The following is a 15,544-nucleotide window of genomic DNA, read 5'->3' as shown; positions in this document are numbered from 1 at the left end:
ATTCAGTGCCAGTGGCGGCATTTACTGGTTTTTCCAATCCCCGGATTAAAGCTGTTGGTCGGATCGAGCTGTTGATAAAACGCAGCCAGCTGCGGCTGAGCTTCATATAAATGGCCAACATTGTGTTCAGCAGGGTACTGCGCACCGCGCTGACGCAGCAATGCCAGCATCTTCTCTTTCAGCGCATGGACATCGACCCCTTTGGGCAGAATATAATCCTGGTGAAACACGTGGCAAAAGAAATGGCCATAGTAGAGCCGGTGTAACAGCATGGAGTCAAATTCAGCCGGCAGCTGTTCATACCAGTCATGATCATTACGACGCAGAGCGATATCCAGCGCCAGAATTTCACTGACTTCCTGATGATGTACCGCCTGATAACGGACCGCCGCGCCGGCGGCGGCAAAGCGATGCAGAAAGGCTTTGCGACCTTCTTCTGCAGTACAGGAAAAAAACTCACCGTCACCTTCAGCAAAAAAATGCGACAGGAAGCGTCGGGCTTCTTCTACGCCATCACCGGACATTTTCAGCATAAGATGATGGGCAAAGCGCTGGCGGTACTGGACAATACGCGGCGGTAAATGGGAAGGAAACCAGCTACTTACCCGTTGCAACAGTCGGTCAGTAAAGTGAGGAGCAATAAAAGGCAGCCGGTTCAGCAGGGCATCGACACGGCCTTTCAGAGTGAAAAACAGTGGCATGCGATCGGTGCCAAGTTTATCAATCATCAGAAAGGTATCTTTGCCATATTTTTCTGCAATATCAAACATATCGCGATGCAGATATTCGCCGGCAACCGGCAGATGCGTGAAATGTGTCAAAATTTCACGCCGCAGGCGGGTCAGCATTGCCGTATTATTGGTACCAATATAAAAAACCTGCTGTTCTGGTTCGGCAATAAACGTATCCAGCCGGACGGCAAAAACTGCTAGTTTGCCAGCACAGCCAGAAGCTTCATACAGACGGCGGGCGTCAGCATTGAAGCGTGAAGGGGTGTCGGCATCAACATCGCGGACCCGGCTGGCGTATTCGTTATCAGAGGCGTGACGCTGGTCGTGTTGAACGTCCTGTGGACGCCAGGTTTCATCATCAAGGCGCGTGAGAATTTGTTCCGGGGTTTCACCCAGCGCGATGCCGAGATGATTAACCAGCTGCAGCGTTCCCTGTTCGTCAATACGGGCATAGAGCGCCATTTCGGTCCATGCCGGCCCGCGTTTTATCAGGGCACCGCCGGAGTTATTACACACGCCGCCTACCACTGAGGCACCGATACAGGAAGAACCGATCACCGAATGCGGTTCACGACCCAGTGGTTTGAGGATTTTTTCCAGCTGATAAAGCGTGCTGCCCGGTAATGCCAGCACTTGTTTACCTCCGTCCAGCAGCTGGATCCGGTCCAGACGCCGGGTACTGATAATTACCAGCGGACGATCATAGTCGTTGCCGCTGGGGGTCGATCCCTCAGTCAACCCGGTATTGGCCGCTTGCATAATAACGATAACACCGGCATCAACGCAGGCTTGCAGCAGGCGCCACTGTTCCAGCAACGAGCCGGGAAACACCACTGCCAGCGCTTCACCGCAGCCGGAGCGAAAGCCTTTACGGTAACGTTCGGTTTTACGCGGATCGGTGAGCAGATGCCCTTTGCCAACGATCTGTGACATCCTGGTCAGCAGGGTGTGGATGTCGGGCGTGATGGTTGATTCCATGAGATGTCCTTATAAACATACGTTTTTTATAGTTTAGCCGTCTGCCTGTGACCGAGGGATCTGCTAGCGGCCTCTCAGCCTGATGTGATAGCGCTGGGCGTCTATGCCATGTTATGGCAAACTGCGCTAAGCTGTAAGCTTGAGCCAAAAACCCCTTGTTAGGCAATGCGTTGAGAGAGCATTTTTGATGAAATGGATGTGTGGTTTAGGATTGGCGGCGACGCTGATTGTGCAGCCGGTCATGGCAGAATCGCCTTTTGGTACTCACCCGCTGACCCAGCAGGCTCGCGATGCTTTTGTCGCTCAGCTGCTGGATAAAATGACGCTGGATGAAAAAATTGGCCAGCTGCGTCTTATCAGCGTGGGGCCGGATAATCCCAAAACAGTCATCCGCGAGATGATTAAAAAAGGGCAGGTTGGCGCGATATTTAATACCGTTACCCGGCCCGATATTCGTGCGATGCAGGATCAGGTAATGCAGTTGAGTCGCCTGAAGATCCCGCTTTTTTTTGCTTATGATGTCATCCACGGTCAGCGCACCATTTTCCCGATTACCTTAGGACTTGCTTCCAGCTGGGATCTTGATGCAGTGAATACCGTTGGACGCATTTCCGCCTATGAAGCGGCCGATGACGGCCTGAATATGACCTGGGCACCGATGGTGGATATCACCCGCGATCCACGCTGGGGGCGTGTTTCGGAAGGGTTTGGCGAAGATACCTACCTGACCTCTCAGATGGGACGCACGATGGTGCGTGCCATGCAGGGCAAAAGCCCGGCCGATCGCTTTAATGTCATGACCAGCGTGAAACACTTTGCCGCCTATGGCGCGGTGGAAGGCGGACGTGATTACAACACCGTGGATATGAGCCAGCAGCGGCTGTTTCAGGATTATCTGCCGGGTTATAAAACCGCCCTTGATGCCGGCAGCGGTGGTGTCATGGTGGCGCTGAATTCTCTTAACGGTGTGCCCGCCACCGCTGACAGCTGGCTGTTAAAAGACATTTTGCGTGATAAATGGGGATTTAAAGGGATCACTATCAGCGATCACGGCGCCATTAAAGAACTGATGAAACACGGCGTTGCCAGTGACCCTCAGGATGCGGTCCGCATTGCGATTACCTCCGGCGTTAATATGAGTATGAGCGATGAGTATTACAGTAAGTATCTGCCCGGTCTGGTGAAAAGCGGCGCGGTGAGCGAAGCAGAAATTGATGATGCGGTGCGTCATGTGCTGAATGTGAAGTACGATATGGGGTTATTTAACGATCCCTACAGCCACCTTGGTCCGGCGGGCAGCGATCCCCGTGATACCAATGCTGAAAGCCGGCTTCATCGTGTCGAGGCGCGTGATGTCGCGCGTAAGAGCCTGGTGCTACTGAAGAATCGGCTGGAAACTTTGCCGCTGAAAAAATCCGGCGCCATTGCTGTGGTTGGACCGCTGGCGGACAGTCAGCGCGACATGATGGGCAGCTGGTCTGCTGCCGGCGTGAGCGGGCAATCGGTGACGGTATTGCAGGGTATCCGCAACGCGCTGGCGGGTAAAGCCGTTGTGTTATTCAGCAAAGGTGCCAACGTCACCGATAATAAAGGCATTCAGGATTTCCTTAATCAGTATGAAGCAGCGGTCAGCGTTGACCGGCGTTCGCCACAGGTGATGATTGATGACGCGCTGGCGGTGGCGAAAAAAGCAGATGTGGTCGTGGCTGTGGTGGGGGAATCGCAGGGGATGGCTCATGAGGCGTCCAGTCGCAGCGATATTACTATCCCGTCCAGTCAGCTGAAACTGCTGGATGCGCTGAAAACCACCGGTAAACCACTGGTGATCGTGCTGATGAATGGCCGACCGCTGGCGCTGGTCAAAGAGGACAGCCAGGCCGATGCAATGCTGGAGACCTGGTTTAGCGGGACCGAAGGGGGGAATGCTATCGCTGACGTGCTGTTTGGTGATTACAACCCGTCCGGTAAGTTGCCGATGTCGTTTCCGCGTTCAGTTGGTCAGATCCCGGTTTATTACAATCATCTGCAAACCGGGCGCCCTTACGACTTCGAGCATCCGAATAAGTACACGTCGCATTACTATGATGCTGCCAACGGCCCGCTTTATCCGTTCGGCTATGGTTTAAGCTACACCCGCTTTACCCTGTCAGAGGTGCGACTTTCCGCTAAAACGCTGCCCCGCAACGGTAGCCTTAATGCCAGCGTCACCGTCACTAACAGCGGTAAACGCGACGGGGCAACCGTGGTGCAGCTTTATCTGCACGATCAGACAGCCAGCCTCAGCCGTCCGGTGGAAGAACTGAAAAGCTTTAAACGGATTTTCCTTAAGGCGGGGGAAACGCAGACCGTTACTTTCCCGATAGATGTTAATGCATTGAAGTTCTGGAATGCCCGAATGCAGTATGTTGCTGAGCCTGGCCGCTTTGACGTGCTGATTGGCCTGGATTCCGCGCGTACCCGCAAGGGCACATTTACGCTGCTGTAGGCCCGTGATGAAACCCCGCTGGCGCGTGTTCTGCCGGCGGCGGTCATCATGGTCGGGAGGCTGAGTACGGGTATCGCTATGACTGGTTTTCGTGACCGCATTCAACAGCAGGTCTTTCGACTTAACGGCCTGTCCCTTAATGAATTTGACCTTAGCCAGCCTGCCGGTGACCCCGGGCTCTATGGGCCAGATAGCGTGATCTGGCAGGTACATGGTGATTTTCCATCTATGTTGTGCGGCGGTATCAGCGCGCTGCTAATGCAGATGCTGCACCCTTCGGCACTGGCTGGAGTATGGGACCATTCACGTTTTCGCGAAGATATGCTGGGGCGTCTGCGTCGTACCAGTCAGTTTATTGCGGTCACCACTTTTGGTAACAGCAATGATGCCTCAACGCTGATTGAACGGGTAAAACGCATCCATTTACAGGTCAGCGGGCATGATGCACAGGGGCAGCCTTACGCCGCCAGCGATCCGGCGCTGCTTACCTGGGTTCATGTTGCGGAAACCAGCCGTTTCCTGGCTGCCCATTTGCGTTATAAAAACCCTCAGCTAAGCGTGAAGCATCAGGATGAGTATTATCGTGAAGCGGCACGGGTCGCCAGGGCTCTGGGTGCCGGTGGGGTGCCGGAGTCGGTTGCGGCGGTGGATCATTATCTGGCACAGATGCGGCCGGCGCTGCGTTGTGACGAGCGCACCAGGGCGGTGTTTAATATTCTGATGAACGCACCGTCGCCCAGCTGGCAGGCCCGCCCGGCGATGAAAATTATGCTGCAGGCCGGTATCGGCTTATTACCGCTATGGGCGCAGCAACAGCTGGGGGTCAGCATGGGGCCCGTCAGACGTCGCTGGCTGGCGCTAAACATGCGCTTAATTAGCACGGTGTTGCGCCAGTCGATTCGCCAGGGCGCTTGCCAGCGTGCTATGGCGCGCATGGGACGCGCCCGGTAAGCGCGTTTTTTGCCATATAACCGGGCTGATTAGCTGCGTCACGACGATTTTTTGCGCGCTATGCTGTCTTTTGGGATATTTCCCGTTGTCGGCTGCCGGCAATCTGACGCATTCTGCGCCTGGCGCCGTAATGAGCATGTCCCCAGCGATGGTCGAGGTTATATGACAGGTTCCCCCCCTCTGTTAGAGGTGACAAACCCGCAGCAAACGCTGATTGCCGTGGTTGAACAGGACCAACGTACCGCGTATTTCTACCTCTGGCCAGCGCAATCTTTGCGTAGCCGGTTCGCCGTACGTGGCTGCTGGCTACGCAACCTGTTACCGGCACCGCTGCAGGAGGATCTGCAGGCGATTGAACAAGGGATCCCACCGTTACTGAGTGCCGCCGATTGCCGGACGCTGGGAGCAGAGCCACCGCTTGATGCGGCAGGGTTGCAGGTTATCTGGGAACCGGCTGGCGATGGTGCCGCGTTGTGGTATCAGGGACAGCTGCTGGCGGTGATCCCCGGCTGGAGTTTATATCAGCAACAGCAGGTGAGTTTCTCCGCCGGTTGTATCCGGGAAAACCGCCTGACTGCCCCGCTGGGTTCGGCGTCTACCAATGATTACTACGCCAGGGCGGAACGTCATCGGCTATTCTGGCGTGATTGGCGCGATGACCATTTATGGGATTCGGTACAACGCACGCTGCTGCAGTGTTACGAACAGCAGTTTGGTGAATCGCTGCGTTACTATGCTATCCATCAGGATGACTGGCCGCCGATGGCCATTTCCCAGCATTTTCATCAGGGCAACTGGATATTTCTTACACTCGGTATGAGCATCCGTCCGATGCCATGGGTTGACTTTCTCTATCAGGACTTAGCGCCAGACTACCGGCGTTGCGAACTGGCAATGGCCATTGATGCTCAGGTAATGACTGAAGAGAATGCGGTGCATATGGCCAGTGCGCTGGCCCGCTTTGCGCCTTTCCCCTGGCAACAGATTGACTGGCTGGGTGAGGGGCATACTCTTCTCTCTGACGTGGCGCCGCCTGGATTTGAAGGATTTATTCTTTCCGCTACGCTGGCGGATGAACAGGCTCGGTTTATGTTACCGCCGCGCGAGGGGGAAAAAGTGAATCTGCTGTGGACCGTGCCGGTCACCAGCGCCGAACGTGGCCTGGTACAGGCCGATGATAACGGGGGGGAACAGCTGATTTCACGTCTGGTTCAGGCCGGTATCGGCCACGTTTTCCGCCCGAGAAAGTCGGTGACAGAGCTTCGCCCGTCGCAACACCCGGGTGAGTAAACCGGGTGGCGGTTGCCGCGATTGTTTGTCGCTCATCGTGCACCAGACTGTCCACAGCCAGCCGATTTAACAAAATAAGCCTCACATTGCGAAACATGCTTTTTCTGCAGGCGGCTTACCCGTAGAATCAGCGGTCAGCGCCGGATGGCGATGGCCACTCCAGGTCGTGCAGTGCCGGCGCTATAGCGTGATTTCCCTTTATTTCGATTAATCCAGCGCGGACACGGTGACGTTCCAGCCGCCGGAAGGAGTTTGCATGCCTGAAGTTGAAGTTATCCTGGTGGATACCGCCGATCGCCCGCTAGGAAAAATGGCAAAAGGTGAAGCGCATATCCGTGGGTTATTGCATCGGGCTATCACTATTTATGTGTTTAATTCGCAGGGGGAGTTATTGTTACAGCGTCGTGCTGGCGACAAATATCACTGTGCCGGTCTGTGGAGTAATACCACCTGCGGCCATCCGTTACCTGGTGAAGCAACGCCGGATGCTGCTAAGCGGCGACTTGCACAGGAAATGGGGCTGGCGCTGTCGCTGACGCCGGTATTCACACTGTACTATAACCTGCCGGTGGGAAGCGGCATGTCAGAACATGAATATGGTCACGTATTCTTTGCCTGTAGCGATACGCAACCGCGTCTGAATCCGCAGGAAGCCGACGCCTGGCGCTATGCGGCCTTACCTGATATTGCACAAGCGATGACGCACCAGCCGCAGCAGTTTACCCCCTGGTTTTTGCATACTTTTCCGCGCATTCCGCAACAGGCGGCGGCGTTTCTGGCGAACAGAACCGCGCCGGTATAACCAGGACGCGGTTAAGCAATCTTATTTAGCGGAGAAGTCTTCGGCATCAATGTCGTAGCCTGAGGGTTCCCAGCGAATCAGCAGCAGGGCCAGCAGACCGGCAAACGGCGCCAGGCCAATCACCCAGAACACCCCGGTGTCCAGCGACACTGACAATAATGGGAAAAGAAACAGCGAGACGGTTGAACTGGCGCGCATCAGTGTCTGATTGAAACCGACGCCGACACCGCGCAGTGAGGTGGGATAACTCAGCGATGCGAAGGTCATGCTGTGGGAACCGGGTCCAACGCCCTGGCCAAACAGGAACAACGCCAGCATCGCAATCGCCAGCGCCGCCTGCTGTCCGTCAGCCGGTCGGCCAATCAGTGCCAGGCTCAGTAAGGCAATGAACTGCAAAATATACCCCAGGGTAGTCATTTTCCAGGCGCCAAAACGGGGCACCAGGCGTACCGCCAGCAAGCCGCCGGTGAAAGCAAACAGCAGATTAAGCGCCAGTGAAACCAGAATCGTGGTCAGCATTGACTGAGCAAGGAAGCTGGAAATGATGATGGGTAAGCCAAAGGCCACCGCGTTATAAGCAAAGGATGAGGCGACGGCAATCACGGTTGCCAGCAGGGTACGTTTGAGATAGACCCCTTTGAGCAGCGTGCCGTAATTCGCCCAGCCGGCCCGACGTACCGGCCGTACTGGCTGGCGATCGGCATCGCTGGCAACCTGTGCATTAATTCCCCAGGCACGGCGCAGAATCTGTGCTGCACCGTCGAGATCGCCCTGATTAGCTGCCCACACCGGTGATTCGCTCATGTAACGACTGCGGATAGCAATAATGACGATTGCCGGTACCGCGCCAAAACCTAAAATCAGCCGCCATAACCAGTCGGTATGACTTTCCGGCAGCACGGCATAGAGCATCAGCACCAGCAGGTATGAGATTGAAATTGCTGCATACCAGGTTGGACACCAGAGTGAGATGCTGGCAGCTTTGTTGCCACGGCCACGCAGTCGTGAGAACTCGGCCAGAAAAGCCATGGCTACCGGTAGATCAATGCCGACGCCCAGTCCCATGATAAAGCGGGCAGCGGCCAGAATATATTCATTGGGCGCCAGGGCACAGGCCAGTGCCGCAAATACGAAGAAAAACATATCGGCCATAAACACCCGATAGCGGCCAATTTTATCAGTGAGATATCCGCCGACCAGGGCGCCGACGATGGCACCAAAGGTAATCGCTGAAGCAACGATCCCGGTCCAGGTCGGCGTCAGGTGAAATTCACGCGCAACGTCTTTAATACCAAATGCCAGCGCGCCAAGGTCATAGGCATCGAGAAACACCCCGCCCAGCGCAATCGCCATGATAATCCGCGCATTGTTGCGGGCATGGTTGCTGTGATTAACCAGCCTGGCAACGTCGCCTGGCTGACGGATATAAACCGCTTTCCCCTCTGGCGTGTCGTCTGCCAGCGCAACCTGTGTTAACGAAGTGAGATCGGACATAGTGGTGTTTGCTTTTTGATTATAGTGGAGCAAAGAGCATACCGGTTGCCGGCCAGCTGTTAAATTCCGGCTGGTTATAAGATAGTACCGAATGCGTGGGTGTCAGCGCTGATGAGGGAGCACCACGCGGCAATGGGCAATGCTGCCGGGTTGCTGCGTGGCGGATCGCCATGATGCTTTGCCGGTGATGACTGCTGGCATAACTCAGGGGAAAGCGATGCAGGCAGGGAGGCCAGCGCTTAAACGTTGTTCAGGTTATCTGGCGTGGAGGATAACGGAATAGCCGACCAGCATGACGCCGCCTACGCCGCCAATAGCCATCAATAAAAACAGTAAAGTCACCGCAATTTTTTGCCAGTTCATATCAAAACTCTGTTGGGCAGAAAAGGCGTAGTATACGCCCTTTTTTATTATGTTACCCGGAGCGGGGCACTGTGAATACCGTGAGCACTTACCATATAGCCCTGTTCCTGCCAGTGAGTCAGCTGTTCCTGCTGGCGATGGGTAAGGTTTTTTCCAGTATAAACAAAAAGATGCTGTCCAGGAAACAGCTCGGGACGGGGTTGGTCGAGCGGTTCAGCCAGTACGTCGATACGCCAGCCATGTTGCGATAATCGCCAGGCCTCCAGCCACAGCCGGGTGCGATCTTCATTACCCCAGCCAATTAATAACGCATCTTTACCGGCTTTTTTACGGGCGCTGCTAAGGCAAAACACCACATAATCAATTAGTGCGCCATCCAGCAAACTGCACAGCGTGCGGGCAGTGTTTTGATCGAGTGCCAGCCGCTGGCGGACCGGAACAAAAACGTGGTCTATCAGGGCGTCAACCGGATGTTCGCGACCGACCGACATGATTCTGGCGCGAAGCGCGGCAGGGCGCACCTGGCGCAGTACGGTCATCATCTCTTCCTGCAAGGCGGTCCAGCCATCATGGACTTCAACACTGGTGTCTTCCAGTAGCGCTTTGACTTTTCCAACCGGCACGCCGCTTTCAATCCAGCGTTTGATCTCTTCAATACGCTGGATGTCCTCGTCATCAAACTGACGATGGCCTCCTTCCGTGCGTTTTGGCTTCAGTAACCCGTAGCGACGTTGCCAGGCACGGAGTGTCACCGGATTAATGCCGCAACGTTCAGCGACATCGCCAATACTGTAAATAGCCATGACCTTCCTCGAACACTGACTTTGAAACGACTGCGCAATAAACTTATCGAATAGCACTAATCTGTACAACCTTTTTTTATATGTACAATTTAAATGCAATAATATTCGTGCTACCTTTTCTCAATTAAAAGATATTATCTCATAAATGAGAGGCTGTATGCCTTCTGCCTTATCGACGGAAATCCGGCTGGCGCAGCGTCTGGTAACGTTACGTCAGGAGAAGGGCTGGTCGCTGGAGAAGCTGGCAGACGCCTGTGCCATCAGTCGGGCAACCTTGTCACGCATTGAGCGCAGCGAAACCAGCCCCACCGCCAGCCAGCTTAATCAGCTTTGCCGGGTTTATGGCTTGACCATGTCGCGTCTGCTCAGTGAAGTTGAAACCCCGGACAACGCCCATTTATCTCAGGAGCAGCAACCCCTGTGGCAGGATAAAACCAGTGGCTTTACCCGGCGTAACGTTTCGCCACCTGCCGCCGGTTTTAAGGCCGAACTGATAGAAGGCCTGTTGCGTAGTGGGGCTTATATCGAATATGACCAGCCGCCATTGCCGGGGATTGAACAGCATATCTGGATGCTGGCGGGGGTGTTGCTGTTAACCGTTGAGCAGCGGCAATGGCGTCTGCAGGCTGGCGACAGCCTGCGTTTTCATTTACAAGGGCCTGGTACCTTTTATGCTCCTGACGCTGAGGGTGCGCATTATTTACTGGTGGTGACTCGCTGATGATTAACTATATATGGTTAAACGGTGAACAGGCGCAGCAGCAGCTGGATGCCCTGAGCCGGGTACTGACAGCCTGCGTGGCCGGAGGTGCCAGCGTCGGCTTTACCGATGCAACTGATAGCATGACAATACGTCGTTTCTGGCAGTCAGCAAGTATGGCTGTGGCACAAGGAGAAAAGGCGCTGGCGGTTGCCAGACAAAACGGCGAGATCGTTGCTACCCTGATGGTGGTGCTGGCGATGCCGGTAAATGGCAGGCATCGGGCAGAGATCTGCAAACTGCTGGTACATCCCGATGCCCGTCGTCAGGGCATTGCCAGAGCCCTGATGGTGATGGCAGAAAGTTACGCCCGCAAGGCGGGACGAACGTTGCTGGTACTGGATACCCGCAGCGACGACTTTGCTCAGGCACTGTATCTCTCCCTTGGCTGGCAGGTTGCCGGCCAGATTCCTGGGTATGCCTGCTCAACGCAAGGCGTGCTGGAGGCGACAACGGTGATGTATAAACGGCTGGACAAGGCATGATTTCATCGCTGATGGCTGACGAATAACGCCTGCTGTGGGACAATAGCCGTCAGTTTGTCGTAAAGGGGCGATCATGGCGTTAACAGCAGCGTTGAAAACGCAAATTGCGCAGTGGTATAAAGCGCTGCAGCAACAGATCCCTGATTTTATCCCCCGTTCTTCCCAGCGTCAGATGATTGCTGAAGTGGCGAAAACCCTGGCCGGAGAGGCCGGACGTCATCTGGCTATTGAAGCGCCGACAGGTGTTGGCAAAACGCTGGCATATCTGATTCCCGGCATTGCTATTGGCCGTGCAGAAGAAAAGCCGCTGGTGGTCAGTACCGCAAACGTAGCTTTGCAGGATCAGATTGTGACAAAAGATCTGCCGCTACTACAAAAACTGATCCCCGATCTGCGTTTTACCGCTGCTTATGGCCGTGGTCGTTATCTCTGCCCGCGTAATCTGGCGGCGCTGGTAAACCCGCAGCCGGCTCAGGACCTGCTGATGTATCTGCAGGAAGAGAGTGTCAGCGCCAGTCAGGAAGAGCAGGCCCAGGCGCTGCGGTTACAACAGTCGCTGGAAGGTCGCCAGTGGGACGGATTGCGCGACCGCTATGATGAGAGTATCAGCGACAGTTTATGGCGGCGGCTCAGCACCGATAAAGCCAGCTGTCTGCGTAACAATTGTCACTGGTTTAAACACTGCCCTTTTTTCCTTGCTCGCCGCGAAATGGACAATGCCGATGTTATTGTCAGCAATCATGCGCTGGTGATGGCGGCACTGGAAAGTGACTCGGTGCTGCCGCCGGCGAAAGATTTGCTGTTAGTGATTGATGAAGGCCATCATTTGCCGGATGTGGCACGGGATGCGCTGGAAATGAGCGGAGAGATTACTCCAGGCTGGAGTACCCTTCAGCTCGATCTTTTCCAGCGTCTGGTGGCACTTTGCATGACACAATTTCGTCCGGTCTCTCCGCCAGGCCTGGCGGATTCCGCGCGTCTGGCACAGCATTGTGACGAGATGCGCGATCATTTACAAAGCCTGGCACATATGCTGGCGTTGTGGCTGCCCGCAGAAGGCCAGCCAGGAGAATATCGCTTTGCCATGGGGCAACTCCCGGATGAAGTCATGGCGCTATGCGTCAGGCTGGCTAAGCTGAGTGAAGGCCTGCGTGGTCTGGCGGAAACGCTGCTCAATGACCTCAGCGAAAAAACTGCTAAGCATGACATTGTTAAATTACACCGTAGTCAGTTGCAAATGAGCCGGGCGCTGGGCTGGTTTGAAGCTACCAGCAAACTATGGCGGCTGGCGGCAATGGCTGAAGCCTCCGGTGCACCGATCAGTAAATGGGTCACGCGCGACAGCCGTGATGGCCAGCAGTTGCTGCAATTACACTGTGCCGGTATTCGGGTCAGTGAGCAGCTGGAAAAGCAGCTGTGGCGCGGCGTACCGCACGTGGTATTAACCTCAGCTACCTTACGGTCGCTTAACAGTTTTGGCCGTTTGCAGGAAATGACCGGCCTGACAGAACGGGTGGGCGATCGCTTTGTCACCCTGAGTTCACCGTTTAATCATGTTGAGCAGGGGCGTTTGCTGATCCCGCAGCTGACTCACCTCCCCACTCTGAGTGACGAAGCACAACATCTGGCAGAGATGGCCCATTTCTTTCGTCAGCAAATGTGCCGGCAGCAGCATACCGGCGTGCTGGTGTTGTTTGCCAGTAACCGGGCAATGCAGCATTTTATTGCTTTGTTACCCGAACTGCGCTTGTCGATGTTGGTTCAGGGTGACAAACCACGCCCGGCGCTAATTACGTTGCACCGTCAGCGGGTGGCGGCGGGAGAAACCAGTATCCTGGTGGGGTTACAGTCGTTTGCTGAAGGCCTGGATTTAAAAGGGGTACTACTGACACAGGTGCATATTCATAAAATTGCTTTTCCACCGGTCGACAGCCCGGTTATTTTGACCGAAGGTGAATGGCTGAAAAGCCTCAAACGCTATCCCTTTGAGGTACAAAGTTTGCCCGGCGCCTGTTTTAACCTGATTCAGCAGGTGGGCCGGCTGATCCGCAGTCATGAATGCCGGGGTGAGATCATTATTTACGATCGGCGGTTACTGACAAAAAGCTACGGTAAGCGTCTGCTGGCAGCGTTGCCGGTTTTTCCTCTTGAACAACCCGCTCTGCCGGAAGGTACATTACCGCAGGCCCCGCCTGTTGAGAAAAAGAAACCGCCGCGCCGCTGGCGCCGCCATTGAGAGGGAAGCAATGGAATTTAATCACATTATTAAAGAGATTGGCCGCGGGAAAAATCATGCGCGCCATCTCGATCGTCAAACCGCCTGTGCGCTTTACCGGCAGATGCTGGCTGGCTGCGTGCCGCCACTGGCGCTGGGGGCGATACTGATCGCGTTGCGGATAAAGGGCGAAGGGCCGGAAGAGATGCCGGGATTTTATCAGGCGATGCAGGAACAGGTTGCGCGGCTGAAAGCGCCGGCTGGCCGGCCGCTGCCGGTGACCATTCCCAGTTACAACGGCGCGCGCCGGCAGGCTAATCTGACGCCATTGCTGGCACTGTTACTCAGTAAGCTAGGTTTCCCGGTGCTGGTACACGGTGTGCGCGACGATGAAACCCGGGTGACCAGTGAACAGGTTTTTGCCGCTCTGGGTATTCAGCCGGCGGGCAGCGTGGCTCAGGCACAGCAGGCACTGGATAGCGGAGAGCTGGTGTTTATCAGCATTGACACGCTTTGCCCGCCGCTGGCTGAGCAGCTGGCTTTGCGCTGGCAGCTCGGGGTGCGTAACAGCGCCCATACGCTGGCTAAACTGCTTTCTCCTTTTGGTGAGCAGGAGACGCTGCGTCTCTCCAGCGTTTCTCATCCTGAATATGTGCCACGGGTCGCTGATTTTTTTCAGCAGTGTGGCGCCAGCGCGCTGTTGCTGAATGGCAGCGAAGGGGAGGTATATGCCAATCCGCAGCGTTGCCCGGCGATAACCTTTATACATCGCGGCGGTGAGCCGCAGCAGCTGGTTGCACGACAGCCGGAGCTGACGCTGCCGGCTGAGGTTTTGCCGGCCTCACGAAGTGCAGAAGACACGGCAGCATGGATAACCGGTTGTCTGACGCATCAGCTGCCGGTGCCTGAATCATTAAAATTACAGGTTGCCTGCTGTTTGCTGGCTGCCGGTGGTGCCGCCAGCGTTGACGACGGGTTACAACAACTGGCCGCTGCCGGTTACTGATGAGGCGGGCAAAGGTGGTTCACCAGAGCAATCCAGAATGCGATGCCGTGTGGTAAGACGGCATCGTTAAAGTCATAGCGGGCGTTATGTAACGCGGCGGAAGGCGTGTCGCCGTCGGCACCTATCCAGAAGTAAGCCCCCGGGCATTGTTCCAGCATACAGGCGAAATCTTCAGAAGCCATTGACGGATTAACGTCCCAGTGAACCTGATCTGCCGGCAATAAGGCCTGCGCGCATGCCCGTACCTGGCTGGCAGCCTGCGCATCGTTGCGGGTCACCGGGTAATCACTGGCAAAAGTAAGCGAGCTGGTTATATTCATCGGTGCAGTCAGGCTGCTGACGAACGACGCCATCAGCGTTTTTACCTGCTGACGTACCTCGTCTTGCAGACAACGCAGCGTGCCGCGCAGCGTTACCCGGTCAGGGATGACGTTAATGGCTTCACCGCCGTGGATCTGCGTGACGCTGATCACCGCCGACGCGAGGGGGGAAAGACGGCGAGAGGGAATGGTTTGCAACGCGGTAATCAGCTGTGCGGCGGCGACAATGGGATCGGCACCGTTTTCTGGCATTGCGGCGTGGCAGCTTTTGCCGTCGAGGGTAATGATAAAGGTATCAAGTGAGGCCATCATTGCGCCAGGATTGATCGCAATATGGCCCAGCGGCAGTCCTGGCCAGTTGTGCATACCGTATATGGCGTCCATCGGAAAACGGCTGAACAGGCCGTCATTGACCATTTTACGGGCGCCGCCGAGATTCTCTTCCGCCGGCTGAAATATCATGTGTACCGTGCCGCTGAAATTGCGCTGCTGGCTCAGATAGTGTGCTGCTGCCAGCAGCATCGCGGTATGACCATCATGACCGCAGGCATGCATTACGCCGTCATTTTTTGAACGCCACGGGTTCTCACCCTGCTCGCTGACCGGTAAGGCATCCATATCCGCGCGCAGGCCAATAACCGGACCTGGTCCGTTTTCCAGCGTGCCGATTACCCCGGTACCGGCCAGACCGGTATGCACCTGCAGACCACAGTCGCGTAGTTCACTGACGACCAGCGCTGCAGTGTGATGTTCCTGATAACCCAGTTCGGGATAAGCATGTAGCTGGTGGCGCCATGCGATAGCTCGCTTAATAAGCGCGGGGGGTAACATCATGAAACATCTCCCTGACAGTCTGATTTC

General features: G+C 55.4%; 13 protein-coding genes. 8 read left to right on the top strand and 5 right to left on the bottom strand.

The features are described from left to right. Positions 1-2: 2 nt before the first annotated feature. Entirely contained in the window at positions 3-1,709 is a 1,707-nt protein-coding gene (dld, locus tag BL249_RS07820; protein ID WP_099706983.1) for a D-lactate dehydrogenase, read from the bottom strand. 187 nt (positions 1,710-1,896) lie between these two features. On the opposite strand from dld, the gene bglX reads away from it, so the two are divergent. From bglX to idi, 4 genes are all read left to right on the top strand, one after another. After that, positions 1,897-4,194: a beta-glucosidase BglX gene (bglX, locus tag BL249_RS07815; RefSeq protein ID WP_099706982.1), complete on the top strand. Its 2,298-nt coding sequence runs from the start codon at positions 1,897-1,899 to the stop codon at positions 4,192-4,194. Positions 4,195-4,272: 78 nt separating this feature from the next. Beyond that, on the top strand, positions 4,273-5,145 hold the full coding sequence (locus BL249_RS07810; RefSeq protein ID WP_099706981.1) for an oxygenase MpaB family protein: 873 nt from the start codon (positions 4,273-4,275) through the stop codon (positions 5,143-5,145). A 162-nt stretch (positions 5,146-5,307) separates the two neighbouring features. After that, positions 5,308-6,435 carry a suppressor of fused domain protein gene (locus BL249_RS07805; RefSeq protein ID WP_099707119.1) on the top strand — a complete coding sequence of 376 codons (1,128 nt, stop codon included), beginning with the start codon at positions 5,308-5,310 and terminating at the stop codon, positions 6,433-6,435. 256 nt (positions 6,436-6,691) lie between these two features. Next, on the top strand, positions 6,692-7,237 hold the full coding sequence (idi, locus tag BL249_RS07800) for an isopentenyl-diphosphate Delta-isomerase (protein WP_099706980.1): 546 nt from the start codon (positions 6,692-6,694) through the stop codon (positions 7,235-7,237). A 21-nt stretch (positions 7,238-7,258) separates the two neighbouring features. Here idi and BL249_RS07795 read toward each other — a convergent pair whose 3' ends face one another. From BL249_RS07795 to BL249_RS07785, 3 genes are all read right to left on the bottom strand, one after another. Further along, positions 7,259-8,731, bottom strand: a complete 1,473-nt coding sequence (locus tag BL249_RS07795) for an MFS transporter (RefSeq protein ID WP_099706979.1) — start codon at positions 8,729-8,731, stop codon at positions 7,259-7,261. A 255-nt stretch (positions 8,732-8,986) separates the two neighbouring features. Further along, positions 8,987-9,094, bottom strand: coding sequence for a protein YohO (locus BL249_RS07790; RefSeq protein ID WP_099706978.1), 108 nt, complete (start codon positions 9,092-9,094; stop codon positions 8,987-8,989). A gap of 47 nt (positions 9,095-9,141) precedes the next feature. After that, entirely contained in the window at positions 9,142-9,897 is a 756-nt protein-coding gene (locus tag BL249_RS07785; RefSeq protein WP_099706977.1) for a MerR family transcriptional regulator, read from the bottom strand. A gap of 157 nt (positions 9,898-10,054) precedes the next feature. Between BL249_RS07785 and BL249_RS07780 the strand changes: the two genes are divergently transcribed. The 4 genes from BL249_RS07780 to ybiB all read left to right on the top strand — a co-directional run bounded on the left by BL249_RS07780 (position 10,055) and on the right by ybiB (position 14,363). Further along, positions 10,055-10,618: a helix-turn-helix domain-containing protein gene (locus BL249_RS07780; protein ID WP_099706976.1), complete on the top strand. Its 564-nt coding sequence runs from the start codon at positions 10,055-10,057 to the stop codon at positions 10,616-10,618. After that, positions 10,618-11,142 carry a GNAT family N-acetyltransferase gene (locus BL249_RS07775; RefSeq protein WP_099706975.1) on the top strand — a complete coding sequence of 175 codons (525 nt, stop codon included), beginning with the start codon at positions 10,618-10,620 and terminating at the stop codon, positions 11,140-11,142. The genes BL249_RS07780 and BL249_RS07775 overlap by 1 nt, the downstream gene beginning before the upstream one ends. A 73-nt stretch (positions 11,143-11,215) precedes the next feature. After that, the gene (gene dinG / locus BL249_RS07770) at positions 11,216-13,378 is read left to right on the top strand and encodes an ATP-dependent DNA helicase DinG (RefSeq protein ID WP_099706974.1); all 2,163 of its coding nucleotides are present in this window, start codon (positions 11,216-11,218) and stop codon (positions 13,376-13,378) included. A 10-nt stretch (positions 13,379-13,388) separates the two neighbouring features. After that, positions 13,389-14,363: a DNA-binding protein YbiB gene (gene ybiB, locus BL249_RS07765; RefSeq protein ID WP_099706973.1), complete on the top strand. Its 975-nt coding sequence runs from the start codon at positions 13,389-13,391 to the stop codon at positions 14,361-14,363. Here the strand turns inward: ybiB and BL249_RS07760 are convergent. After that, positions 14,357-15,517, bottom strand: a complete 1,161-nt coding sequence (locus tag BL249_RS07760; protein WP_099706972.1) for a M20 aminoacylase family protein — start codon at positions 15,515-15,517, stop codon at positions 14,357-14,359. The two genes, ybiB and BL249_RS07760, sit on opposite strands and share 7 nt — an antisense overlap. Positions 15,518-15,544 lie beyond the last annotated feature (27 nt).

The organism is Erwinia sp. OLFS4 (assembly GCF_002752165.1).
In the GTDB taxonomy this organism is placed as follows: domain Bacteria; phylum Pseudomonadota; class Gammaproteobacteria; order Enterobacterales; family Enterobacteriaceae; genus Izhakiella.
The sequence above is the reverse complement of the archived record's forward strand: the minus strand, read 5'-3'. Positions and strand labels throughout refer to the sequence as shown.

What these genes read in the sequence shown, in the direction of transcription:
- dld (WP_099706983.1), bottom strand. Translation starts at nt 1,709, where the DNA reads ATGGAATCAACCATCACGCCCGACATCCACACCCTGCTGACCAGGATG.
- bglX (WP_099706982.1), top strand. Translation starts at nt 1,897, where the DNA reads ATGAAATGGATGTGTGGTTTAGGATTGGCGGCGACGCTGATTGTGCAG.
- BL249_RS07810 (WP_099706981.1), top strand. Translation starts at nt 4,273, where the DNA reads ATGACTGGTTTTCGTGACCGCATTCAACAGCAGGTCTTTCGACTTAAC.
- BL249_RS07805 (WP_099707119.1), top strand. Translation starts at nt 5,308, where the DNA reads ATGACAGGTTCCCCCCCTCTGTTAGAGGTGACAAACCCGCAGCAAACG.
- idi (WP_099706980.1), top strand. Translation starts at nt 6,692, where the DNA reads ATGCCTGAAGTTGAAGTTATCCTGGTGGATACCGCCGATCGCCCGCTA.
- BL249_RS07795 (WP_099706979.1), bottom strand. Translation starts at nt 8,731, where the DNA reads ATGTCCGATCTCACTTCGTTAACACAGGTTGCGCTGGCAGACGACACG.
- BL249_RS07790 (WP_099706978.1), bottom strand. Translation starts at nt 9,094, where the DNA reads ATGAACTGGCAAAAAATTGCGGTGACTTTACTGTTTTTATTGATGGCT.
- BL249_RS07785 (WP_099706977.1), bottom strand. Translation starts at nt 9,897, where the DNA reads ATGGCTATTTACAGTATTGGCGATGTCGCTGAACGTTGCGGCATTAAT.
- BL249_RS07780 (WP_099706976.1), top strand. Translation starts at nt 10,055, where the DNA reads ATGCCTTCTGCCTTATCGACGGAAATCCGGCTGGCGCAGCGTCTGGTA.
- BL249_RS07775 (WP_099706975.1), top strand. Translation starts at nt 10,618, where the DNA reads ATGATTAACTATATATGGTTAAACGGTGAACAGGCGCAGCAGCAGCTG.
- dinG (WP_099706974.1), top strand. Translation starts at nt 11,216, where the DNA reads ATGGCGTTAACAGCAGCGTTGAAAACGCAAATTGCGCAGTGGTATAAA.
- ybiB (WP_099706973.1), top strand. Translation starts at nt 13,389, where the DNA reads ATGGAATTTAATCACATTATTAAAGAGATTGGCCGCGGGAAAAATCAT.
- BL249_RS07760 (WP_099706972.1), bottom strand. Translation starts at nt 15,517, where the DNA reads ATGATGTTACCCCCCGCGCTTATTAAGCGAGCTATCGCATGGCGCCAC.